Here is a 24,251-nt window from a genome sequence, read left to right as displayed (position 1 = left end):
GTCAAAACGCAGACAAAAAAATCGCAGCCCGACGCTGCGATTTTTTATGCCTAACGAAAATCCCGCCGTTCGCGAATCAACGTGTAGGCATTGTGCAATTCGCGGGTCCTCTCGGTGGCCTCACGCACCTGCGCCGGCGTGGCACCCGTCCCGGCGACCTTGTCCGGGTGATGCCGGCTGAGCAGGCGTCGATAGGCACGTTTGATCTGCGCCGGTTCGCTGGTGGCTGAGACACCGAGCAGGCGCATCGCCTCCTGATAGCTCACCGCCGCGCTGACGATCGGACGCTTGTGCGGCTCGTAGTCCGCCGCCAGCGCCTGGATCTGATGGGTCGTCCAGCCCAGCCACTTGCCCCACTGCGCCAGCAATTCTCGCTCGCTGACGCCGGCCCGGCCATCGGCCCAGACCATTCGCCAGCAGGCGCGCAACACGCCTTCGGCCGCGTGGGGTTGAGTGCTCAAGCGACGCAGATAACCGCGCAGATTGTCGTTGCCGGACTTGCCGCGATTGAACGCGGCAATCGCCCGGCGCTGTGCCGGTTCGCTCATTTCCAGCGAGCGCATCTCCTGCCGCGCCTGCTGGATGTGACCATCCGTGACCCGCCCGTCGCTCTTGGCCAGGCGCCCGAGCAACACGAACAACAATTCGTCGTTGCGCAGCATCGGCCGGCCGCCGAGTTTTTCCCGCAAATGCCCCCAGCTCTGCAAATGCAGGCGCCGATCCAGCGCCTGCCCCAACAAAGCCCCAAGCATGGCCCCCGGAATGCTGGCGATAGCAAAACCCGCTCCGGCTCCAATCAGAGTCCCTGGCCACAACATATCAGCGACTCGCTTCTATCAAGGCTTCAGCTTCGGCCAGACGCTCGTGCGTACCGACATCGACCCAGTGACCTTTCAACCGCTCGCCGGTCACCTGCCCGTCCGCCATGGCTTTACGCAACAGCGGCGCCAGTTTGAAGGCACCGTCGGTGCAGCCGTCGAACAACTGCGGATGCAGTACGGCGATGCCGCTGTAGGTCAGGGTCGCCGCGTCGGCCTGGCCATCACGCACCTGGCCGTCGGTCAGGGTGAAATCCCCTGTCGGGTGATGGGCCGGGTTGTCCGCCAGCACCAGATGCGCCAGGCCGGTGATCGGCTGATGCAGCACGCTGAAGTCGTAATCGGTCCAGATGTCACCGTTGACCACCAGAAACGCGTCGTCGCCCAACAGCGGCAAGGCGCGGAAAATGCCGCCGCCGGTCTCCAGTGGCTCACCCTCCGGCGAGTACTGGATCGACACGCCGAACCGCGAACCATCGCCCAGATGATCTTCGATCTGCTGTCCGAGCCAGGCATGGTTGATCACGATCTCATCGAAACCGGCGCCGGCCAGGGCGCGCAGGTGGTATTCAATCAGCGGCACGCCACCGGCTTGCACCAGCGGTTTGGGGGTGGTCAGGGTCAGCGGGCGCATGCGCTCGCCTTTGCCGGCCGCCAGAATCATTGCCTTCATGCCGTCACTCCACCACGCAGGCTGGCGAGCAGTGCCTGCAGATCCGCCAGCTCGGGACGGCGAGCGATGACCGCTTCTATATAAGAGAAGAAACGCGGCACATCACCGAGGTAACGCGGCTTGCCGTCGCGATGGCAGATGCGGGCGAAGATGCCGATGACTTTCAGATGGCGCTGCACGCCCATCAGATCGCTGGCGCGCAGAAACTCTTCGAAGTCCGGCTGCACCGGGATGTTCAGTGCCGACGCCTGCTGCCAGTAGCTTTCCAGCCAGCCGCGCACACGCTGTTCAGGCCAGCTGAGGAAGGCGTCCTTGAACAGGCAGGTCACGTCGTAGGTCACCGGGCCGTACACAGCGTCCTGGAAATCCAGCACGCCGGGATTCGGCTCGCTGAGCATCAGGTTGCGCGGCATGTAGTCGCGGTGCACCAGTACTTTCGGCTGGGCCAGGGCGCTGTCGATCAGCAGTTCACTGACCTTTTGCCACTGCTGCTGTTGAGTGGCATCGAACTCGACGCCCAATTCGCGTTTTACGTACCACTCGGGGAACAGCTCCAGCTCGCGGCGTAACAAGGCGACGTCATAGCTAGGCAGCGGTGCCACCATCGGCAGCTGCTGAAAAGCCAGCAGCGCTTGCAAGGCATCGCTGAATAACGCGTCGGCATTTTCGCTGTCGATCACGTCCAGATAGGTCTTGTTGCCCAGGTCATTGAGCAAAAGAAACCCGCGTTCGAGGTCCTCGGCATAAATTTTCGGCACGTTGATACCGGATTTCGCCAGCAAAAAGGCGATATCCACGAACGGTTTGCAGTTTTCCTGAGGTGGCGGCGCGTCCATCACGACGAAACTGCGACCGGCGCCTTCCCAGCGGAAATACCGGCGGAAACTCGCGTCGCTGCTGGCTGCGGTCAACGTGGCCGGGGGTACGGCTCCCCAGCCCTGATCTGCAAAAAGGGTTGCCAACTGTTCATCGAGCCAAACTTTCAGGTGTTGCAAGCGTACATCTTGATCAGGCATTGCAAGGGTCTCCGACGGCGCTAGCCGTCAAGCGGGTCATGCTTTATTATCCAGCATCTTTTTCAGACCATCGAGAGGCGTGCGGCCCACACCGCGGGCAGATGGCACGCAGGAAGCCCGGACTAATAAGATGGCATTGAAATCCCCCGCGTTTCGTAAAAAATTTCCGTTGTTGGTAACCGGCAGTCTGCTGGCTATGCAACCTCTGGCCAGTTCATTCGTTGTTGCCGCCGAGCAGTATGACTGCGCCGCCTCGGCAACGGGTGGCTGGGCCTGCTCACCGAAGACGCCGGCCGCTGCCTTGCCGCCGCGTCCCGTGCATGACGGCAGTGCCGTCAGCGCCGCTGGCGAAGTCCCGGCCGAGAGCGGCTCCACTGCGGAGTCCGGGCCCAAGCCGGTACTGGTTACCGAGTCCAAGGGCCGTGGCCTGAAATCCCGTAGCGAAGACTACAGTCACCTCGACTGGGTTCCGCGCGAGAAGCTCACCGCCGCCCAACTGGCCGAGACCGGTCCTTACTGCTCTGGTTCCTATATCGAACCGATTCGTCCTGGCATGAATGACAAGACGAATAAAAGTGACGCCCCGACCTTCATCGGTGCCAAGGCATCGCGTTATCAGCAGGATTCGCAGGTCGCGAGTCTGGCCGGTGACGTGGTCATGCGTCAGGGCAGCATGCAGGTCGAAGCCGACGAGGCCAACCTGTATCAGGCCGAAAGCCGTGGCGAACTGGCGGGCAACGTGCGCATTCGCGACAACGGCGCGCTGATCGTCGGCGACCACGCCGATGTGCAGCTGGACACTGGCGAAGCCAAGGTCGACAACGCCGAATACGTGATGCACAAGTCGCGCATCCGCGGTAACGCGCTGTACGCCAAGCGTGCCGAAAACGCGATCATCCGTCTGAAGGACGGCACGTACACCACGTGCGAACCGAACAGCAACGCCTGGCAGCTCAAGGGCAACAACATCACCCTGAACCCTGCCACCGGTTTCGGTACCGCGACCAACGTGACGCTGCGGGTCAAGGACATTCCGGTTCTGTACACGCCGTACATCTACTTCCCGATCGACGATCGTCGTCAGTCGGGTTTCCTGCCGCCGACCATCGGCTCCGGCAGCGACACCGGCTTCATGCTGGTCACCCCGTACTACTTCAACCTGGCACCGAACTACGATGCCACGTTGTATCCGCGCTACATGAGCAAGCGCGGCATGCTGATGGAAGGCGAGTTCCGCTACCTGACCAAGTCGAGCGAAGGCCAGTTCGGCGCGGCGTACCTCAACGACGAGGACGACGAACGCAAGGGCCAGACCGACTACGACAAGACTCGCTACATGTACAACTGGCAACACAAGGGTGGTCTCGACTCCCGCGTGTTCACCCAGGTGGACTACACCAAGATCAGCGATCCTTATTACTTCCAGGATCTGCAGACCGACCAGATCGGCGTGAAAAGCGCCGACTACGTGAACCAGCAGGGCTCGGTCACCTATCGTGGCGACAGCTACACCGCCCGCTTGAACGCCCAGGCGTACCAGCTGGCGACCGTATCGAACATCACACCTTATGACCGTCTGCCGCAGATCACCTTCAATGGTCAGCTGCCGTATCACCCGCAAGGCCTGGACTTCGATTACGAGACCGAAATCGTACGTTTCGAACGCGATCTGAAAAATGGCAATTTCATCAACGAAGACGGCACATCCGAACTGCGTCTGGACAACAACGTAACCGGTCTGGCTCGCGCCAACGGTAACCGTTTGAACCTCAAACCAGGTGTCAGCCTGCCTCTGGACTGGACATATGGCTTCCTGAAGCCATCTCTGAAATATCAGTACACCCAGTACGACCTCGATCTGGACGGTACCGGCAAGAACCAGATCGCCCAACAGCAGGCCTTCGCCGCTGCAACGGGTACCGACTTCATCAACGGTAGTTACAGCCGTAACCAGAACCGCGGCGTCCCGATCTTCAGTGTCGACAGCGGCCTGTATTTCGACCGCGACACCTCCTGGTTCGGCAAGAACTATCGCCAGACCCTGGAACCACGCCTGTTCTACCTCTATGTACCTGAGGAAAACCAGGAAGACATTCCGGTGTTCGATACCGGTGAGTACACCTTCAACTACGCATCGCTTTTCCGTGACAACCGGTTCTCCGGCTCCGACCGTGTCGGCGATGAAAACAAGCTGTCGCTGGGTGTCACCAACCGCTGGATCGAGGAAGACGGTTTCGAGCGTCAACGCATCAGCATCGGCCAGGCTCTCTACTTCAAGGATCGCGAAGTCCAGTTGCCGGGCATTGATCCAAAGACCCGCGACGACGCGCATTCCAATGTTTCGCCTTACGCACTGGAATATGAATACCGCTGGAACCGCGACTGGCGCACCACTGCCGATTACAACTGGGATCCGGACAGCCGCAGCCCGCGTTCCGGCAGCGCGATGTTCCATTACCAGCCTGAAGACAACCCGAACAAGGTGGTCAACGTCGGTTATCGCTATCGCAACGACCAGGTTCGTTACGACCAGAACACCGGTAAATGGTCGGTGGGCGGTGGTGATTACGGCACCCCTGGCCAGCCTGGCTACGTGAAGGACTACTACAAGATCCAGCAGCATGACTTCTCGGTCATCTGGCCGATCGTTCCGCAGTGGAGCGCGATCAGCCGCTGGCAGTACGACTACAACCGCAATCGCACGCTGGAAGCCTTCGGTGGTTTCGAATATGACAACTGCTGCTGGAAACTGCGCCTGATCAACCGTTACTGGGTCAGCTATGACGAATTCAGTCAGAACGCCCCGGAAAACGAAAAAGGCGACCACGGCGTCTTCCTCCAAATTGTTCTGAAGGGACTCGGCGGCCTCACTGGCGCCAAGGTAGAGAGCTTCCTCGACAAAGGCATCCAAGGTTATCGTCAACGTGAAGACCAAGCTTTCTGATTGTCTGCGCCCGCTGATGCTGGGCGCGCTGTTCCTGGGTACCGCGGCCAACGCCGCGGTGCAGTCCATCGATAAGGTTGTGGCCATCGTCGACAACGACGTGGTCATGCAGAGCCAGCTGGATCAACGCGTCCACGAAGTTCAGCAAACCATCGCCAAGCGTGGCGGCGGTCTGCCGCCTCCGGGCGTACTGGATCAACAGGTGCTCGAACGCCTGATCGTCGAAAACCTGCAATTGCAGATCGGCGAACGTTCCGGCATCCGTATCACCGATGAGGAACTGAACCAGGCTGTGGGCACCATTGCCCAGCGCAACAACATGACCCCGGAGCAGTTCCGCATCGCCCTGTCCCGTGACGGCCTCTCCTATGAAGACGCTCGCGAGCAGATCCGCCGCGAAATGATCATCAGCCGTGTACGCCAGCGTCGTGTGGCCGAACGTATTCAGGTCTCGGAACAGGAAGTGAAGAACTTCCTCGCCTCCGACCTGGGCAAGATGCAACTGTCCGAAGAACTGCACCTGGCCAACATCCTGATTCCGACCCCGGAAAGCGCCAACTCCGAAGCGATTCAGAGTGCTGCACGCAAGGCGATGGAGGTTTACCAGCAGCTCAAGCAAGGCGCTGACTTCGGCCAAATGGCCGTGGCCAACTCTGCCAGTGACAACGCGCTGGAAGGCGGCGACATGGGCTGGCGCAAAGCTGCTCAACTGCCCCCGCCATTCGACCGTGAACTGAGCAGCATGACACCGGGCGACATCACTCCACCGGCACGCACTCCGGGCGGTTTCATCATCCTGAAGCTGCTGGAAAAGCGTGGTGGCGAAAGCCAGATGCGCGACGAAGTGCATGTGCGCCACATCCTGGTCAAGCCGAGTCCGGTTCGCGACGAAGCCAAGACCAAGGAACTGGCTCAGTCGCTCTATAACCGCATCGAAGCCGGTGAAGATTTCGCCGAACTGGCCAAGAAGTATTCGGAAGACCCGGGCTCTGCGCTCAACGGCGGCGACCTGAACTGGATCGACCCGAACGCACTGGTACCGGAATTCCGCGCCGTGATGGCCAAGTCCCCGCAGGGTCAGCTGTCCAAGCCGTTCCAGACCCAGTACGGCTGGCACGTTCTGGAAGTCCTTGGCCGTCGCGCCACCGACAGCACCGAACAGGCCCGTGAGCAGCAAGCGATGACCGTACTGCGTAACCGCAAATACGACGAAGAGCTGCAAACCTGGCTGCGTCAGATCCGTGACGAAGCGTACGTAGAGATCAAACTCCCTGGTGCAGACCAGGCAGCGCAGTGAAACCCAAGCGTTTCGCGCTGACACCCGGCGAACCGGCCGGCATCGGTCCCGACCTGTGCCTGCTGCTCGCCTCGCAAGCCCAGCCACACCCCCTGATTGCCATCACCAGCCGCGACCTGCTCCAAGAGCGGGCCGCGCAGCTGGGGCTGGCTGTCAGCTTGCTGGAAGTTGCGCCTGACAACTGGCCGGACGCTCCCGCGCCCGCCAACAGCCTGTACGTCTGGGACACCCCGCTCAGCGCCCCCGTGGTCGCCGGGCAACTGGACAAGGCCAACGCCGCATTCGTCCTCGAAACCCTGACCCGAGCCGGCAATGGCTGTCTGAACGGCGACTTCGCCGGGATGATCACCGCGCCTGTGCACAAAGGCGTGATCAACGAATCGGGCATCGCGTTTTCCGGTCACACCGAGTTTCTCGCCGACCTGACCCACACCGCCCAAGTGGTGATGATGCTCGCCACCCGCGGTTTGCGCGTGGCGCTGGTCACCACTCACCTGCCCTTGCGCGACATTGCCGATGCGATCACGCCGGAGCGCCTGGAACGGGTCACGCGGATTCTGCGCGCCGACCTGCAACAAAAATTCGGCATCGCCCAACCGCGTATCCTGGTCTGCGGACTCAACCCGCACGCCGGCGAAGGCGGACACCTGGGCCATGAAGAAATCGACATCATCGAACCCACATTGGAGCGCCTGCGCGGCGAGGGCATGGACCTTCGTGGCCCGCTGCCTGCCGACACTCTGTTTACCCCCAAATATCTGGAGCACTGTGACGCAGTGCTGGCGATGTACCACGACCAGGGTCTGCCCGTGCTGAAGTACAAAGGCTTCGGCGCTGCAGTCAACGTGACCCTGGGCCTGCCGATCATCCGCACCTCGGTCGACCATGGCACCGCCCTGGATCTGGCCGGCAGCGGCAGGATCGACACCGGCAGCCTGCAAGTCGCCCTGGAAACCGCCTACCAGATGGCCGAGACCCGTTTATGACCGAGCAATACCAACACAAGGCGCGCAAACGCTTTGGCCAGAACTTCCTGCACGATGCCGGCGTCATCGACCGCATCCTGCGCTCCATCAATGCCAAGGCCGGCGACCGCATGCTGGAAATCGGGCCGGGCCAGGGCGCACTGACCGCCGGCATCCTCAACTCAGGGGCAGAGCTGGATGTGGTGGAGCTGGACAAGGACCTGATCCCGATCCTCAACCAGCAGTTTGCCGGCAAGAGCAACTTCAATCTGCATCAGGGCGATGCGCTGAAGTTCGACTTCAATACCCTGAACGCTGCGCCGAATAGCCTGCGCGTGGTCGGCAACCTGCCGTACAACATCTCCACGCCGCTGATTTTCCACCTGCTGAACAACGCCGGCATCATTCGCGACATGCACTTCATGCTGCAGAAGGAAGTGGTCGAGCGTCTGGCCGCCGGTCCCGGTGGCGGTGACTGGGGCCGTCTGTCGATCATGGTTCAGTACCACTGCCGGGTCGAGCACCTGTTCAACGTCGGCCCGGGCGCATTCAATCCGCCGCCGAAAGTCGACTCGGCGATCGTCCGCCTGGTACCGCACGCGGTGCTGCCGCATCCGGCCAAGGATCATCGCCTGCTCGAGCGTGTGGTGCGTGAAGCCTTCAACCAGCGCCGCAAGACCCTGCGCAACACCCTCAAGCAGTTGCTGAGCAATGCCGAAATCGAAGCCGCCGGCGTCGATGGCAGCCTGCGCCCCGAGCAACTCGATCTGGCCGCGTTCGTACGTCTGGCCGACAAGCTCGCCGAACAGCCGGCGAAAGCACCTGAAGCCGACTGACCGGCAATGATCGCTATCGGGCAGGATGCCAACTCTGGTCTACTGCCCGATACTTGCCTAGACTGAATCCCAATCAGCTACGCCCCGCGTCCCGCTTCGTTTTTAAGGCCTTTTGCATGTCCGATCCTCGCTACCAGGTCGATGTCAGTGTCGTTACCCACTATCTGGCAGACCAATCGCAACCCGAGCACGAGCGCTTTGCCTTCGCCTACACCATCACCGTGCAGAACAATGGCGAGCAGCCGGCCCGCCTGATGTCGCGCCACTGGGTCATCACCGATGGCGACGGGCATGTCGAAGAAGTGCGCGGCGCCGGCGTGGTCGGCCAGCAACCGTTGATCGGCGCTGGAAAAAGCCACACCTACAGCAGCGGCACGGTCATGACTACCAAGGTCGGCACCATGCAAGGCACTTACGAAATGGTCGCCGACGACGGCAAGCATTTCGATGCGATCATCAAGCCCTTCCGCCTCGCCGTTCCCGGAGCCCTGCACTGATGGCGACGTATGCCGTCGGCGACCTGCAAGGCTGCCTCGAACCGCTCAAGTGCCTGCTCAAGCAGGTCGCGTTCGACCCGACCCTGGATCGCCTGTGGCTGGTCGGCGATCTGGTCAACCGAGGCCCGCAGTCACTGGAAACCCTGCGCTTTCTTTATGGCATGCGCGACTCGCTGGTCTGCGTGCTCGGCAACCATGACCTGCACTTGCTGGCAGCGGCGAAGAACATCGAGCGCATGAAGAAGTCCGACACGCTGCGTGAAATTCTTGAAGCGCCCGACTGCGCCGAACTGATGGAGTGGCTGCGCCAGCAGAAACTCATGCACTACGACGAACAACGTGAAGTGGCCATGGTGCACGCGGGCATCCCGCCGCAATGGTCGCTGCGCAAAGCGCTCAAATACGCCGCCGAAGTCGAGGCCGCGTTGCGTGATGACAACCTGCTTCCACCCTTCCTCGACGGTATGTACGGCAACGAGCCGGCGAAATGGGACAGCGACCTCAAAGGCGTGACACGCCTGCGGGTAATCACCAATTATTTCACCCGCATGCGTTTCTGCACCGCCGAAGGCAAGCTCGACCTCAAGAGCAAGGAAGGCCTCGACACCGCGCCACCGGGCTACAAACCCTGGTTCCAGCACAAGGAACGCAAGACCCGTGGCCTGCGGATCATTTTCGGCCACTGGGCGGCACTGGAAGGCATCGTCCACGAGCCGGGTATTGCAGCCCTCGACACCGGTTGCGTCTGGGGCGGAAGCCTGACCCTGATGAATGTCGACAGCGGCGAACGACTTTCATGCAAATGCGACGAACATGGGGCCGTACTGCCCACCGTCGCACCACTGATCACCGAATCCTCTCCCGTCAGCGCCCCGCGCTAGACTGCGTTTTCAGCCGAGCCACAGGAGCCCGCCATGAGCGAATTCAAACGTATCCCCCCGGAACAGGCCCAGGCCCTGCGCGAGCAAGGCGCCGTGGTCGTCGACGTCCGTGACCCGGCAACATTTGCCGCACTGCACATCAGCGGCTCGAAGCATCTGGACAATCATTCCCTGCATGCTTTCATCCAGGGCGCCGACCTCGATGCCCCCACCGTCGTGGTCTGCTACCACGGCAACTCGAGCCAGGGTGCCGCCGCGTATCTCGTGAGCCAGGGCTTTTCCGACGTCTACAGCATGGACGGCGGCTTCGAACTGTGGCGTACGACTTTTCCTTCGGAAACCGCGCAAGGCACCGCCGAATAATTTTTTTGTAACGCGCAAGCCCCGGCTCCCGTGGGCTCGCGCGGTGGCAGACGAACGGTCTGCCACAACTAATTACGTATCTCGCCTTTACCTCCCGAATTCCCAACTATCCTTAAGCCCAGGCCATCCAAAACAGGGGAGAGCCGGTACACCGGCGCACGGGTCATCGGGAGTGACTTTCGCGATTGTCGATCGCGGAAGGGTTCTGGGGGGTAAACAACAGCTGCCATCGCGGCTGCTGCCAGCATCGACTGAGTGATCCGGCGTCGGCTCCACGTATCGAGCGAGGTGACGTCATGAGTATCTTTAGCCACTTCCAACAACGCTTCGAGTCCACACGCCAGGAAGAATTCTCCCTGCAGGAGTACCTGGAACTGTGCAAAAAGGATCGCAGTGCCTACGTTTCCGCCGCCGAGCGTCTGTTAATGGCCATCGGCGAACCGGAACTGCTCGACACCTCGACCAATTCGAGGCTGTCGCGCATCTTTTCCAACAAGGTGATCCGCCGCTATCCGGCCTTTGAAGACTTCCACGGGATGGAAGAATGCATCGACCAGATCGTGTCGTATTTCCGCCATGCCGCCCAAGGCCTGGAAGAAAAGAAACAGATCCTCTACTTGCTCGGCCCTGTCGGCGGCGGTAAATCGTCCCTGGCCGAGAAGCTGAAACAACTGATGGAAAAAGTGCCCTTCTATGCCATCAAGGGCTCGCCGGTATTCGAATCGCCACTGGGTCTGTTCAACGCCACCGAAGATGGCGCGATCCTCGAAGAAGACTTTGGCATTCCACGGCGCTACCTGAACACCATCATGTCGCCATGGGCCACCAAGCGCCTGGCCGAATTCGGCGGCGACATCAGCCAGTTCCGCGTGGTCAAGCTGTACCCGTCGATCCTCAACCAGATCGCCGTGGCCAAGACCGAACCGGGTGACGAAAACAACCAGGACATCTCCGCGCTGGTGGGCAAGGTCGATATCCGCAAACTCGAAGAGTTCCCGCAGAACGACGCCGACGCCTACAGCTACTCCGGTGCGCTGTGCCGGGCCAACCAGGGCTTGATGGAATTCGTCGAAATGTTCAAGGCACCGATCAAGGTGCTGCACCCATTGCTGACTGCGACCCAGGAAGGCAACTACAACAGTACCGAAGGCCTCGGTGCGATTCCGTTCACCGGGATTCTGCTGGCTCACTCCAACGAATCGGAGTGGCACACCTTCCGCAACAACAAGAACAACGAAGCCTTCATCGACCGGATCTATATCGTCAAGGTGCCGTACTGCCTGCGGGTCAGCGACGAGGTGAAGATCTACGACAAGCTGTTGTTCAACAGCTCCCTGGCCAAGGCCCATTGCGCGCCGGATACCCTGAAGATGCTGGCGCAGTTCACCGTGCTGTCACGCCTGAAGGAGCCGGAAAACTCCAACATCTATTCGAAGATGCGCGTGTATGACGGCGAAAACCTCAAGGACACCGATCCGAAGGCCAAGTCGATCCAGGAATACCGCGACGCGGCGGGCGTCGACGAAGGCATGAACGGTCTGTCGACCCGGTTCGCTTTCAAGATTCTGTCCAAGGTCTTCAACTTCGATCCGCACGAAATTGCCGCCAACCCGGTACACCTGCTCTATGTGCTGGAACAGCAGATCGAACAGGAACAGTTCCAGGCCGAAACCCGCGAGCGCTATCTGCGTTACCTGAAAGAGTACCTGGCGCCGCGTTATATCGAATTCATCGGCAAGGAGATCCAGACCGCCTACCTCGAGTCTTACAGCGAGTACGGCCAGAACATCTTCGACCGCTACGTGCTGTATGCGGACTTCTGGATTCAGGATCAGGAATACCGCGATCCGGAAACCGGCGAGATCCTCAATCGCGTCGCCCTCAACGAGGAGCTGGAAAAGATCGAGAAACCGGCCGGCATCAGCAATCCGAAGGATTTCCGCAACGAAATCGTCAACTTCGTGTTGCGCGCCCGGGCCAACAACAACGGCAAGAACCCGACTTGGCTCAGCTACGAAAAACTGCGGGTGGTCATCGAGAAGAAAATGTTCTCGAACACCGAGGACCTGCTGCCAGTCATCAGCTTCAACGCCAAGGCCAGCAAAGAGGATCAGCAGAAACACAACGACTTCGTTACGCGAATGGTCGAACGCGGCTACACCGACAAACAGGTACGACTGCTCTCCGAGTGGTATCTGCGGGTCAGAAAATCACAGTAAACCGCGACCGGTCAGACCGGTTGTCGTCAGCCCGAGGCCTGTGCACGCATTTTCTGCTACACAGGCCTCTGGAAGGTGTTCGAAAGGCGGTAGCGAGGTTCAGGCAGCACCCAAAGCGCTTGGGGGAGCGTGTACGTCCCTTGGCATTCGGTTCAATGCTGCATGACCGCTCGCCCCTTTGCAGGACAGCTTCTAAGGAGCAGTCATGAGCTATGTGATCGACCGACGTCTCAATGGCAAGAACAAAAGCACGGTGAACCGTCAGCGCTTCCTGCGGCGTTACCGTGACCACATCAAGAAGGCTGTCGAAGAGGCGGTCAGCCGGCGTTCCATCACCGATATGGAGCACGGCGAGCAGATCAGCATTCCCGGTCGCGATATCGACGAACCGGTGCTTCACCATGGTCGCGGCGGCAAGCAGACCGTGGTTCATCCCGGCAACAAGGAATTCACCGCTGGCGAACACATCGCGCGTCCGCCGGGAGGTGGCGGAGGCCGTGGGCCGGGCAAGGCCGGCAACTCCGGCGAAGGCATGGACGAATTCGTTTTCCAGATCACCCAGGAAGAATTCCTCGAATTCATGTTCGAGGACCTCGAACTGCCCAACCTGGTCAAGCGCAACCTGACCGGCACCGATACCTTCAAGACCGTGCGCGCCGGGATCAGCAACGAGGGCAATCCGTCGCGGATCAACATCATCCGCACCCTGCGTTCGGCTCATGCGCGACGCATTGCGTTATCGGGCAGCAGCCGCGCCAAATTGCGCGAGGTCAAAGAGGAGCTGGCGCGACTCAAACGCGAAGAACCGGACAACTTCGGCGATATTCAGGATCTTGAAGCAGAAATCGAGCGACTCAGTGCGCGTATCCATCGCGTGCCGTTTCTCGATACGTTCGATTTGAAATACAACCTGCTGGTCAAGCAACCCAATCCAAGCTCCAAAGCCGTGATGTTCTGCCTGATGGACGTTTCCGGCTCCATGACCCAGGCAACCAAGGACATCGCCAAGCGTTTCTTCATCCTGCTGTACCTGTTCCTCAAACGGAACTACGACAAGATCGATGTGGTGTTCATCCGCCACCACACCAGCGCCCGGGAAGTGGACGAAGAGGAGTTTTTCTATTCCCGCGAGACCGGCGGCACCATCGTTTCCAGTGCACTCAAGCTGATGCAGGAGATCATGGCCGAGCGCTACCCGAGCAACGAGTGGAACATCTACGCCGCCCAGGCTTCCGACGGCGACAACTGGAACGACGACTCACCGATCTGCCGCGACATCCTGATCAACCAGATCATGCCGTTCGTGCAGTACTACACTTACGTGGAGATCACCCCGCGCGAACATCAGGCCTTGTGGTACGAGTACGAACGCATCGCCGAAGCTTTTTCCGACACTTTTGCCCAGCAACAACTGGTCTCGGCCGGGGATATCTATCCGGTCTTCCGTGAACTCTTCCAGCGCAGGTTAGTGACATGACCGCCAAGACCGCCAAAGAGCAGAAGCGCCAACCCATTTCCATCGGCTCGGAATGGACTTTCGAGCTGATCCAGACGTACGACCGTGAAATCGCCCGTATCGCGGCCCGTTATGCTTTGGATACCTACCCCAACCAGATCGAAGTGATTACCGCCGAGCAGATGATGGACGCCTACGCGTCGGTCGGCATGCCGCTGGGCTATCACCACTGGTCCTACGGCAAGCACTTCCTCAGCACCGAGAAATCCTACAGTCGCGGGCAGATGGGGCTGGCGTACGAGATCGTGATCAACTCGGATCCGTGCATCGCCTACCTGATGGAGGAAAACACCATCTGCATGCAGGCACTGGTGGTCGCGCATGCATGCTACGGCCACAACAGCTTCTTCAAGGGCAACTATCTGTTCCGCACCTGGACCGACGCCAGTTCGATCATCGATTACCTGGTATTCGCCAAGCAGTACATCATGCAGTGCGAGGAGCGCCACGGGATCGATGCCGTGGAGGATCTGCTCGATTCCTGCCACGCCCTGATGAACTACGGTGTCGACCGCTACAAACGTCCGTACCCGATTTCCGCCGAAGAGGAGCGGCGTCGGCAGAAGGATCGCGAAGAACACCTGCAGAAGCAGATCAACGACCTGTGGCGCACGATTCCCAAAGGCGCGGACAAGTACAGCGACAAGGACAACGCGCGCTTCCCGGCCGAGCCGCAGGAAAACATCCTGTATTTCATCGAGAAACACGCCCCGCTGCTGGAACCCTGGCAGCGCGAGATCGTGCGGATCGTGCGCAAGATCGCCCAGTATTTCTATCCGCAGCGCCAGACTCAGGTGATGAACGAAGGCTGGGCGACGTTCTGGCACTACACGCTGATGAACGACCTGTACGACGAAGGCCTGGTGACGGACGGCTTCATGATGGAGTTCCTGACGTCCCACACCAGCGTGGTGTTCCAGCCGGGGTTCGACAGCCCTTACTACAACGGTATCAACCCGTATGCGCTGGGTTTTGCGATGTATCGCGACATCCGCCGCATGTGCGAAGAGCCCACGGAAGAAGACCGCCGCTGGTTCCCGGAAATCGCCGGCAGCGACTGGCTGTCGACCATCAAGTTCGCCATGAGCAGCTTCAAGGATGAGAGCTTCATCCTGCAGTACCTGTCACCCAAGGTGATCCGTGACCTGAAGCTGTTCAGCATCCTCGATGACGATCAGAAGGACGATCTGCTGGTGCCCGCAATCCATGACGAGGGCGGTTACCGGATCATCCGCGAGACCCTGGCCGCGCAGTACAACCTGGGCAACCGCGAACCGAACGTGCAGATCTACAGCATCGACCGCCGCGGCGACCGCTCGCTGACCCTGCGCCACCAGCAACATGACCGCAAACCGCTGGGCGATTCCACCGAGGAGGTTCTTAAACACCTGCACCGGCTGTGGGGCTTCGACATTCATCTGGAAACCCTGCAGGGCGACCAGATCATGAAGACCCATCATGTTCCGCCCCGCAGCGAACACAGCGAGGGGGATTACGGTCGACTCGACCTGGCCGTCATTCATCTTTGATCCCGTTCAGGCCTCCGAAAGTCCGGCGCAAGGGTTATCCTGTCGGGCCAACGGAGGTTTTTTATGCAGATTTACAAGGTCGGCGGTGCGGTACGTGATCGCCTGCTGGGCAAAGCGGTCACCGATATCGATTGGGTGGTGGTCGGCGCGACTACAGAAGAAATGCTCGCCAAGGGATTTCGCCCGGTCGGTGCGGATTTCCCGGTGTTTCTTCACCCGAAAAGTGGCGAGGAGTACGCCCTCGCCCGCACCGAGCGCAAGAGCGGTCGTGGTTATGGTGGTTTCACCTTTCACGCCAGCCCCGAGGTCACGCTTGAAGAAGACCTGATCCGCCGCGACCTTACGATCAACGCCATGGCCGAGGATGATCAGCAAAACCTGACCGATCCCTACCACGGCCAGCGCGATCTCGAAGAGCGGATTCTGCGTCACGTTTCCCCCGCGTTTGCCGAGGATCCGCTCCGGGTTCTGCGTGTTGCGCGCTTTGCCGCCCGTTACGCGGAGCTGGGTTTCAAGGTAGCGCCCGAGACCCTGGAGCTGATGCGTCAGCTCAGCGCATCGGGCGAATTGCAAGCCCTTACGGCCGAACGCAGCTGGAAAGAGATTTCCCGCGCGCTTATGGAAGATCAGCCCCAGGTGTTCATTCAGGTACTGCGCGATTGCGGCGCCTTGAAGGTGCTGATGCCAGAGGTCGATGCCTTGTTCGGCGTACCGCAACCGGAAGCCCATCACCCGGAAATCGACAGCGGCCTTCACACCCTGAGCGTGCTTGAGCAGTCAGCCCTGCACAAACAACCGCTGACCGTGCGTTGGGCCTGCCTGCTGCACGACCTCGGCAAAGGCCTTACTCCAGAAGAGGAATGGCCACGGCACATCGCCCATGAGCACAAAGGCCTGAAGTTGATCAAAGCGGTCAACGAGCGCTTCAAGGCACCGAAGGACTGTCAGGAGCTGGCCTTGCTGGTTGGCCAGTATCACACCCACGGACATCGTGCTCTAGAACTGAAGGCTTCGACCTTGCTTGAGTTGCTGCAAAGCTTTGACGTTTACCGTCGGCCGCAGCGTTTCGAAGAATTCATCGTCGCGTGCGAGATGGACGCCCGAGGCCGCAAAGGGCTTGAGCAGCGCAGTTATCCACAGGCGGATTACCTGCGCGGCGCGGCCAATGTGGCCCGCAGTGTGGCCGTGCAGCCGTTGCTGGAGAAAGGATTCAAAGGCCCGGAACTGGGCGAGGCGCTCAAGCGCGAACGGCTCAAGGCGTTGAAGGCTTACAAGGAATCGGCGGTGCCTTGAAAACACCCGATCCGCCCTCGCAAGGGCGGATCAAACTGTTCAAGACAGATCTGAAGGCGTGAGCTGAGTACCGCGCCACTCAAATCCGACCGGTGCCAGCACCTGATCGATCTGTGCTTCGGCCCACAATGTGGCAAAGCTTTTTCCTGCACCGGGATGCACCCGATCCGGCGCAATCAGCGACAGCGGCCACAATACAAAGGCATTCTTCAGGATCTCCGCGCGGGGCAGGATCAGTCCGTCGAAGTTGCCGGTCAGATCGCCATACAGCAACACGTCGATATCCAGCGGCAAGCCCTTGCGATCCGGCGCATAGCGGCCATTGTCCGCTTCAATGAACTTCAGGCGGCGATCCAGCTCGATCAACGGCAGATCCGTAAGAGCCGACACCACGAAGTTGAAGAACGGCCCGCTCTTGATCCCCACCGGCTGACTTTCGAATACAGGCGAACAGCGGATATCCACGAGAAACGTGGACAAGGCATCCAGACCGGCCTGCAAATGGGTTTCGCGCTCGATATTGCTGCCGAGCCCGAGATAGACCTGGGTCAGCGGCATCCGCGCTCGATCTCCACACCCACACCACCCTTGGCGGCCGGTACGGCACCTGGCTTGGTCAGCTTCAGGCGCACCCAGGTGATCTTGAATTCGCTCATCAGCACCTCAACCAGACGCTCGGCGAAGGTCTCGACCAGTTGATACCGGGATTGCTCCGCAAAGGCCTGGATCCGTGTGGACACACTGGCGTAATCGAGCGCCAGGGTCAGGTCGTCACCGGCAGCGGCCGGGCGATTGTCCCAGGCGAAGCTCAAATCAAGACGCAGGCACTGTCGGATGCCGCGCTCCCAGTCGTAGGCACCGATCACGGTGTCGACTTCCAGGCCCTCGATAAACACTCTGTCCAAGCACTTTTCTCCGCTGCACGACAAGGGCGCAATGCGCCGTTAGAATCAGGGCGTCCTCGCCCGGAATAGTTAGCATGTTTTGGTTACTGGCGATCCTCGCCTACCTGCTCGGCTCTCTGTCCTTCGCCATTTTGCTCAGCCGCCTGACCGGAAATCCGGATCCGCGAATGAGTGGCTCGGGTAATGCCGGCGCCACCAACATGCTGCGCCTGGCCGGACGCAAACTCGCGATCCTGACCCTGCTGGGTGATCTGTGCAAAGGCCTGCTGCCGGTGCTGATCGCTTCGGCAATGGGCCTCTCGCTACAGGATCAGGCGTGGATCGGCGTCTGCGCCGTGATCGGTCACCTGTTCCCTTTGTACTTTCGCTTTCGCGGTGGCAAGGGCGTCGCCACGGCGGCCGGCATGCTGCTGGGCCTGTATCCACCCGCCGCGCTGCTGGCCGTGTGCGCCTGGCTGCTGACGTTTTACCTGACCCGCACCAGTTCGCTGGCGGCGTTGATCGCCACTCCGCTGACCCTGCCGTTGCTGGCATGGCAGGAACCGGCGGCCCTGTTGCCGATGAGCACGCTGACACTGCTGATCGTCTGGCGCCACCGGGGCAATCTACGCGACCTGTTCGCCGGGCGCGAACGGCATTTTTAAATACCGCCCGTGAGCGCCGCTCATCACAGCGCCGACAATTGCTCCATCGGCCAGCGCGCCTGCACACTGATCGCCAGGCTCTCCTGCTGGCCGGCCTGCAACCGCTGGCAGCCGGCAAACGCGATCATTGCGCCGTTATCGGTGCAAAACTCGGGACGGGCATAAAACACATCGCCCTTCATGTCGCCGAGCATTTTCTCCAGCGAAACCCGCAGCGCCTTGTTGGCACTGACGCCGCCGGCGATTACCAGCCGCTTCATGCCCGCCTGTTTGAGGGCACGCTTGCACTTGATGGTCAAAGTCTCCACCACGGCCTGCTGGAACGCCAGCGCGATGTCGCAACGGGCTTGCTCGCTGTCGTCCCCGGCGCTGACGCACTGCTGCCAGGTGTTGAGAGCGAAGGTCTTCAAGCCGCTGAAGCTGAAATCCAGGCCCGGGCGATCACACATCGGACGCGGGAAGGTGAAACGTCCTGCGACGCCCTTCTCTGCCAGCTTGGCGATTTCCGGACCGCCCGGATAATTCAGGCCCATCATTTTTGCAGTCTTGTCGAAGGCTTCGCCCGCGGCATCATCCAGCGTCTCGCCGAGCAGGCTGTATTGGCCGATGCCATCGACCTGAACCAGCTGCGTATGACCACCGGACACCAACAAAGCGACGAACGGAAATTCCGGCGGTTTTGGCTCCAGCATCGGCGCCAGCAAATGGCCTTCCATGTGGTGCACGCCGAGCGCCGGAATGCCCCAGGCAAACGCCAGCGCCTGGGCACACGAAGCACCCACCAGCAGCGCCCCGACCAGGCCGGGACCTGCGGTGTAGGCGATGGCGTCGATTTCGGTCGGCACGCAGTCGGCCTCGGCCAGCACCTGACGAATCAGGGGCAGCATGCGCTTTACGTGGTCGCGCGATGCGAGCTCCGGCACAACGCCGCCATAGACGCGGTGCAGGTCGATCTGACTGAACAGCGCGTCGGCCAGCAGTCCGCGCTCGCTGTCGTACAAAGCGACGCCGGTTTCGTCGCAGGAAGTTTCTAATCCCAGTACTAGCATGGGTTTGCGCCTTGTTTAGGCTGAATTCGAAGGCGCGCATAATAGTCGCCGCGTGATGCCCCGACCAGCGGTTTTCGATCAGAGGCTTTGCATTCCGAGCGATGAGGGGTTAACATCCGCAACCCTTAAAAACCGACGTCTTCAAGTGCTCTTTTGCCGCGAGGATGTTGACCCCGGTAATGAATGAAGGTAGCTCTGGATGCCAGCCGTCAAAGTTAAAGAGAACGAACCCTTCGACGTAGCTCTGCGTCGTTTCAAGCGCTCCTGCGAAAAAGCCGGTGTACTGGCTGAAGTTCGTAGCCGCGAATTTTACGAGAAGCCAACTTCTGAGCGTAAGCGCAAGGCAGCTGCTGCTGTTAAGCGTCACGCCAAGAAAGTTCAGCGCGAACAGCGCCGCGCCGTTCGTCTGTACTAATACATAGACGATCGTAGCAAGCTTCTGCCAAGCCCGGCCCTCAGCCGGGCTAATGGCATTTGCGTAAAACGCTTGATGCTTCACCGTCGAAGCCGCAGATGCGACCGAGACAAACCCGCTTCACCGCGTCAGGCCTGGCTCTTTTGCCAGCGGTGCACGTCTTTTCTGACGAGCCTTTCAAGGCTACTGACGAGCACACCCACTGATTCCTCTTACGACGATCAGCCCAAGGCACCTGCTTGCGTGCCCGCTTCATGAGCTATCCGAGGCCGATCGCCGGCCGCCAGCGGATTCAGCGCAACATTTTCGAATAGTCGAAGACTGATGAACACTAACGTCAGTGGATTTTCGGCAGATACACTTCCCGACAGCGATTACGCAAACGACACCGGTCGAGCCGCCCAATGTGCGCGCATCACTCAATGACCCGCGTCCGGCTGCCTTTCGCAACGGATCCCTTACAGCACAGACGAGAACGCCATGGCCGGGCTGATTCCCCAGAGCTTCATTGACGACCTTCTGAACCGCACCGACATCGTCGACGTGGTCAGCTCGCGCGTGCAACTGAAGAAGGCCGGCAAAAACTACACCGCCTGCTGCCCCTTTCATAAAGAGAAAACCCCGTCGTTCAGCGTCAGCCCCGACAAGCAGTTCTACTACTGCTTCGGCTGCGGCGCCGGTGGCAACGCCCTTGGCTTTCTCATGGATCACGACAACCTGGACTTCCCCCAGGCTGTCGAAGACCTGGCCAAAGCCGCCGGCATGGAAGTGCCGCGTGAAGAAGGCGGCCGCTCGAACAAACCGCGCCAGCCGACCGACTCACCGCTGTACCCGCTGCTCACCGCCGCCGCCGACTTTTATCGACAGGCGCTCAAAAGCCATCCGGCACGCAAGGCAGCGGTGGATTACCTCAAGGGTCGCGGCCTGACCGGCGAGATCGCCCGCGACTTCGGTCTCGGATTCGCACCACCGGGCTGGGACAACCTGCTCAAACACCTGAGCAGCGACACCTTGCAGCAGAAAGCCATGATCGAGGCCGGCCTGCTGATCGAAAACGCTGAAACCGGAAAACGCTATGACCGCTTCCGCGATCGCGTGATGTTCCCGATCCGCGACACCCGCGGACGGATCATCGCCTTCGGCGGCCGAGTACTCGGCGATGACAAGCCAAAGTACCTGAACTCGCCGGAAACTCCGGTGTTCCATAAAGGCCAGGAACTCTACGGCCTGTATGAGGCACGCAAGAACAATCGCAACCTCGACGAAATCATCGTCGTCGAGGGCTATATGGACGTCATTGCCCTGGCCCAGCAAGGCCTGCGCAATGCCGTCGCGACACTGGGCACCGCCACCAGCGAAGAACACCTCAAGCGCCTGTTTCGCGTCGTGCCGAGCGTGCTGTTCTGCTTCGACGGCGATCAGGCCGGCCGCAATGCTGCCTGGCGCGCACTGGAAGCAACACTGCCCAGCCTGCAGGACGGACGCCGTGCACGCTTTCTGTTTCTGCCCGAAGGCGAAGACCCGGACACATTGATTCGCGCCGAGGGCACTGACGCCTTCCGCGCCCGGATCAATCAGCACGCGCAGCCGCTGGCGGACTACTTCTTCCAGCAACTGACCGAAGAAGCCGACCCGCGCTCGCTGGAGGGCAAGGCCCACATGGCCACGCTCGCAGCACCGCTGATCGACAAGGTACCCGGCGCCAACCTGCGCATCCTGATGCGTCAGCGCCTGACCGAGATCACCGGCCTGAGCAGCGAGAGCGTCAGCCAGCTGGCCCAGAGCGCACCGCAGGAAGCGCCGCCGGCCTACGACCCGGGCATTGATTACGACGCCATGCCGGACTACAGCGACTACCATCAGCCGCAGGCACAGGAAATGTATGTGCCGCAGCAGGAGTGGACGCCGAAGAAACCCGGTGCCGGCGGCAAGAAATGGGACAAAAAACCGTGGGACAAGAATGGCAAGCGCGGGGGTGATCGCGACCAACCACGTGCCCCACGCGTGCCGGCCGCCGTCGAACCACCGACCCTGGCCGCCCTGAGAACCTTGCTGCATCACCCGCAACTGGCGGAAAAAGTCGAGGACGCCGGGCACTTCGCGGACGAGAACCAGACCAACGCACAACTGCTGGTGGCACTGCTCGAAGCCGTACAGAAGAATCCCAAGCTAAACTCATTTCAGTTGATCGCGCGATGGCACGGAACCGAACAGGGTCGCCTGCTCAAGGCGCTGGCGGAAAAGGAATGGCTGATTGACGGAGACAACCTTGAACAACAGTTTTTCGACACCATTACTAGCTTGTCAGCCCGCCAACGCGAGCGAAATCTGGAACAACTGCTCAGGAAAGCGCGTCAAAGCGAACTGAGCGCCGAAGAGAAAAATCAACTGCGCGACCTTTTAAGTCGCAATGTTTCCGCATCAAACCCGACCTCAACTGGCGCGTGAGGTCATAGCTCAGGTATAATCCTCGGCTTGTTTTTTGCCCGCCAAGACCTTCAGTGGATAGGGTGTTATGTCCGGAAAAGCGCAACAGCAGTCTCGTATTATTGAGTTGATCAAACTGGGTCGTGAGCAGAAGTATCTGACTTACGCCGAGGTCAACGACCACCTGCCCGAGGATATTTCAGATCCGGAGCAGGTGGAAGACATCATCCGCATGATTAACGACATGGGGATCCCCGTACACGAGAGTGCTCCGGATGCGGACGCCCTTATGCTGGCCGACGCCGATACCGACGAGGCCGCTGCGGAAGAAGCAGCCGCTGCGTTGGCGGCGGTGGAGACCGATATCGGTCGCACCACTGACCCGGTGCGCATGTACATGCGTGAAATGGGTACGGTCGAGCTTCTGACTCGTGAAGGCGAAATCGAAATCGCCAAACGTATCGAAGAAGGCATCCGTGAAGTGATGAGCGCCATCGCGCACTTCCCCGGCACGGTTGACCATATTCTCTCCGAGTACACTCGCGTCACCACAGAAGGTGGTCGCCTGTCCGACGTTCTGAGCGGTTACATCGACCCGGATGACGGCATTGCGCCGCCTGCCGCCGAAGTGCCGCCGCCGATCGACGCGAAAGCGGCGAAAGCCGAAGAATCCGACGACGATGACGATGCCGAAGCTTCCGATGACGAAGAAGAAGCCGAAAGCGGTCCGGATCCGGTCATTGCCGCACAGCGCTTCGGTGCTGTCGCCGATCAGATGGAAATCACCCGCAAGGCCCTGAAAAAGCACGGTCGTCACAACAAGGCGGCGATTGCCGAACTGTTGGCGCTGGCCGAGCTGTTCATGCCGATCAAACTGGTGCCGAAGCAATTCGAAGCCTTGGTCGAGCGTGTTCGCAGCGCCCTGGATCGTCTGCGTCAGCAAGAGCGTGCGATCATGCAACTGTGCGTACGAGATGCTCGTATGCCTCGTGCCGACTTCCTGCGCCAGTTCCCGGGCAACGAAGTCGACGAAAGCTGGTCCGACGCCCTTGCCAAAGGCAAGAGCAAGTACGCCGAAGCCATCGCCCGCGTGCAACCGGACATCATCCGTTGCCAGCAGAAGCTGACTGCGCTGGAAACCGAGACCGGCCTGACCATCGCCGAGATCAAGGACATTAACCGTCGCATGTCGATCGGTGAGGCGAAAGCCCGCCGTGCGAAGAAAGAGATGGTTGAAGCAAACTTGCGCCTGGTGATCTCCATCGCCAAGAAGTACACCAACCGTGGCCTGCAATTCCTCGACCTGATCCAGGAAGGCAACATCGGTCTGATGAAAGCGGTGGACAAGTTCGAATACCGTCGTGGTTACAAGTTCTCGACTTATGCCACCTGGTGGATCCGTCAGGCGATCACTCGCTCGATCGCCGACCAGGCCCGCACCATCCGTATTCCGGTGCACATGATCGAGACGATCAACAAGCTCAACCGTATTTCCCGGCAGATGCTGCAGGAAATGGGTCGCGAACCGACCCCGGAAGAGCTGGGTGAACGCATGGAAATGCCTGAGGACAAGATCCGCAAGGTATTGAAGATCGCCAAAGAGCCGATCTCCATGGAAACCCCGATCGGTGATGACGAAGACTCTCATCTGGGTGACTTCATCGAAGACTCGACCATGCAGTCGCCAATCGATGTCGCCACTGTCGAGAGCCTGAAAGAAGCGACCCGCGAAGTGCTGTCCGGCCTTACTGCCCGTGAAGCCAAGGTACTGCGCATGCGTTTCGGTATCGACATGAACACCGACCATACGCTCGAAGAAGTCGGCAAACAGTTTGACGTGACCCGTGAGCGGATCCGTCAGATCGAAGCCAAGGCGCTGCGCAAGCTGCGCCACCCGACGCGAAGCGAGCATCTGCGCTCCTTCCTCGACGAGTGATACCAGAACCCCCGGCCCAGGCCGGGGG

At 60.2% G+C, this 24,251-nt stretch carries 21 protein-coding genes; 15 read left to right on the top strand and 6 right to left on the bottom strand.

Translation table 11 applies throughout. The annotated features are described in order from the left end of the window. Window positions 1-50 precede the first annotated feature (50 nt). The 3 genes from AWU82_RS13605 to AWU82_RS13595 are packed head-to-tail and all read right to left on the bottom strand — an operon-like array spanning window position 51 to window position 2,507. Window positions 51-818, bottom strand: a complete 768-nt coding sequence (locus tag AWU82_RS13605) for a TerB family tellurite resistance protein (RefSeq protein WP_064380352.1) — start codon at window positions 816-818, stop codon at window positions 51-53. Window position 819: 1 nt separating this feature from the next. Continuing rightward, window positions 820-1,491, bottom strand: coding sequence for an N-acetylmuramate alpha-1-phosphate uridylyltransferase MurU (gene murU, locus AWU82_RS13600; protein ID WP_064380350.1), 672 nt, complete (start codon window positions 1,489-1,491; stop codon window positions 820-822). After that, window positions 1,488-2,507, bottom strand: a complete 1,020-nt coding sequence (locus AWU82_RS13595; RefSeq protein WP_064380349.1) for an aminoglycoside phosphotransferase family protein — start codon at window positions 2,505-2,507, stop codon at window positions 1,488-1,490. The genes murU and AWU82_RS13595 overlap by 4 nt, the downstream gene beginning before the upstream one ends. Window positions 2,508-2,637: 130 nt before the next feature. On the opposite strand from AWU82_RS13595, the gene lptD reads away from it, so the two are divergent. The 11 genes from lptD to AWU82_RS13540 all read left to right on the top strand — a co-directional run bounded on the left by lptD (window position 2,638) and on the right by AWU82_RS13540 (window position 16,847). After that, complete coding sequence (gene lptD / locus AWU82_RS13590) at window positions 2,638-5,451, top strand: LPS-assembly protein LptD (RefSeq protein ID WP_064380348.1); 2,814 nt, start codon at window positions 2,638-2,640, stop codon at window positions 5,449-5,451. After that, window positions 5,432-6,748: a peptidylprolyl isomerase SurA gene (surA, locus tag AWU82_RS13585; RefSeq protein ID WP_139831551.1), complete on the top strand. Its 1,317-nt coding sequence runs from the start codon at window positions 5,432-5,434 to the stop codon at window positions 6,746-6,748. Before lptD ends, surA begins: the two co-directional genes overlap by 20 nt. Further along, window positions 6,745-7,734 carry a 4-hydroxythreonine-4-phosphate dehydrogenase PdxA gene (pdxA, locus tag AWU82_RS13580; protein WP_064380346.1) on the top strand — a complete coding sequence of 330 codons (990 nt, stop codon included), beginning with the start codon at window positions 6,745-6,747 and terminating at the stop codon, window positions 7,732-7,734. The genes surA and pdxA overlap by 4 nt, the downstream gene beginning before the upstream one ends. Then, window positions 7,731-8,549, top strand: a complete 819-nt coding sequence (gene rsmA / locus AWU82_RS13575) for a 16S rRNA (adenine(1518)-N(6)/adenine(1519)-N(6))-dimethyltransferase RsmA (RefSeq protein ID WP_064380344.1) — start codon at window positions 7,731-7,733, stop codon at window positions 8,547-8,549. The genes pdxA and rsmA overlap by 4 nt, the downstream gene beginning before the upstream one ends. Before the next feature lie 116 nt (window positions 8,550-8,665). After that, window positions 8,666-9,046: a Co2+/Mg2+ efflux facilitator ApaG/CorD gene (apaG, locus tag AWU82_RS13570; protein WP_064380341.1), complete on the top strand. Its 381-nt coding sequence runs from the start codon at window positions 8,666-8,668 to the stop codon at window positions 9,044-9,046. Further along, the gene (locus tag AWU82_RS13565) at window positions 9,046-9,927 is read left to right on the top strand and encodes a symmetrical bis(5'-nucleosyl)-tetraphosphatase (protein ID WP_064380339.1); all 882 of its coding nucleotides are present in this window, start codon (window positions 9,046-9,048) and stop codon (window positions 9,925-9,927) included. The genes apaG and AWU82_RS13565 overlap by 1 nt, the downstream gene beginning before the upstream one ends. A 33-nt stretch (window positions 9,928-9,960) precedes the next feature. After that, window positions 9,961-10,290: a thiosulfate sulfurtransferase GlpE gene (gene glpE, locus AWU82_RS13560; RefSeq protein ID WP_064380338.1), complete on the top strand. Its 330-nt coding sequence runs from the start codon at window positions 9,961-9,963 to the stop codon at window positions 10,288-10,290. 296 nt (window positions 10,291-10,586) lie between these two features. Then, on the top strand, window positions 10,587-12,509 hold the full coding sequence (locus tag AWU82_RS13555; RefSeq protein ID WP_011336211.1) for a PrkA family serine protein kinase: 1,923 nt from the start codon (window positions 10,587-10,589) through the stop codon (window positions 12,507-12,509). A gap of 205 nt (window positions 12,510-12,714) precedes the next feature. Next, complete coding sequence (locus AWU82_RS13550; protein WP_011336212.1) at window positions 12,715-13,986, top strand: YeaH/YhbH family protein; 1,272 nt, start codon at window positions 12,715-12,717, stop codon at window positions 13,984-13,986. Continuing rightward, window positions 13,983-15,554 carry a SpoVR family protein gene (locus tag AWU82_RS13545; RefSeq protein WP_064380336.1) on the top strand — a complete coding sequence of 524 codons (1,572 nt, stop codon included), beginning with the start codon at window positions 13,983-13,985 and terminating at the stop codon, window positions 15,552-15,554. Before AWU82_RS13550 ends, AWU82_RS13545 begins: the two co-directional genes overlap by 4 nt. 63 nt (window positions 15,555-15,617) lie before the next feature. Continuing rightward, window positions 15,618-16,847, top strand: coding sequence for a multifunctional CCA addition/repair protein (locus AWU82_RS13540; protein ID WP_064380334.1), 1,230 nt, complete (start codon window positions 15,618-15,620; stop codon window positions 16,845-16,847). Window positions 16,848-16,886: 39 nt separating this feature from the next. Here AWU82_RS13540 and folK read toward each other — a convergent pair whose 3' ends face one another. Together folK and folB are read right to left on the bottom strand one after the other, a co-directional pair. Next, a complete protein-coding gene (folK, locus tag AWU82_RS13535; RefSeq protein ID WP_064380332.1) occupies window positions 16,887-17,405 on the bottom strand; it encodes a 2-amino-4-hydroxy-6-hydroxymethyldihydropteridine diphosphokinase in 519 nt (172 codons plus the stop codon). Next, window positions 17,396-17,752, bottom strand: a complete 357-nt coding sequence (gene folB / locus AWU82_RS13530) for a dihydroneopterin aldolase (protein ID WP_064380331.1) — start codon at window positions 17,750-17,752, stop codon at window positions 17,396-17,398. Before folB ends, folK begins: the two co-directional genes overlap by 10 nt. A gap of 74 nt (window positions 17,753-17,826) precedes the next feature. On the opposite strand from folB, the gene plsY reads away from it, so the two are divergent. Then, window positions 17,827-18,396 carry a glycerol-3-phosphate 1-O-acyltransferase PlsY gene (gene plsY / locus AWU82_RS13525; RefSeq protein WP_007959895.1) on the top strand — a complete coding sequence of 190 codons (570 nt, stop codon included), beginning with the start codon at window positions 17,827-17,829 and terminating at the stop codon, window positions 18,394-18,396. 23 nt (window positions 18,397-18,419) lie between these two features. Here the strand turns inward: plsY and tsaD are convergent, their stop codons facing one another. Then, window positions 18,420-19,445, bottom strand: a complete 1,026-nt coding sequence (gene tsaD / locus AWU82_RS13520; protein WP_039768071.1) for a tRNA (adenosine(37)-N6)-threonylcarbamoyltransferase complex transferase subunit TsaD — start codon at window positions 19,443-19,445, stop codon at window positions 18,420-18,422. A gap of 199 nt (window positions 19,446-19,644) precedes the next feature. On the opposite strand from tsaD, the gene rpsU reads away from it, so the two are divergent. The 3 genes from rpsU to rpoD all read left to right on the top strand — a co-directional run bounded on the left by rpsU (window position 19,645) and on the right by rpoD (window position 24,223). After that, complete coding sequence (gene rpsU, locus AWU82_RS13515; RefSeq protein ID WP_002551877.1) at window positions 19,645-19,860, top strand: 30S ribosomal protein S21; 216 nt, start codon at window positions 19,645-19,647, stop codon at window positions 19,858-19,860. 480 nt (window positions 19,861-20,340) lie between these two features. Further along, entirely contained in the window at window positions 20,341-22,308 is a 1,968-nt protein-coding gene (gene dnaG, locus AWU82_RS13510) for a DNA primase (protein WP_064380327.1), read from the top strand. Between the two features lie 67 nt (window positions 22,309-22,375). Next, on the top strand, window positions 22,376-24,223 hold the full coding sequence (gene rpoD, locus AWU82_RS13505; protein WP_039768067.1) for an RNA polymerase sigma factor RpoD: 1,848 nt from the start codon (window positions 22,376-22,378) through the stop codon (window positions 24,221-24,223). Window positions 24,224-24,251 lie beyond the last annotated feature (28 nt).

This window comes from Pseudomonas glycinae (assembly GCF_001594225.2).
Classification (GTDB): Bacteria; Pseudomonadota; Gammaproteobacteria; order Pseudomonadales; family Pseudomonadaceae; genus Aquipseudomonas; species Aquipseudomonas glycinae.
Note: the sequence above shows the minus strand (reverse complement) of the source record. Positions and strands in the feature narration are given on the sequence as shown.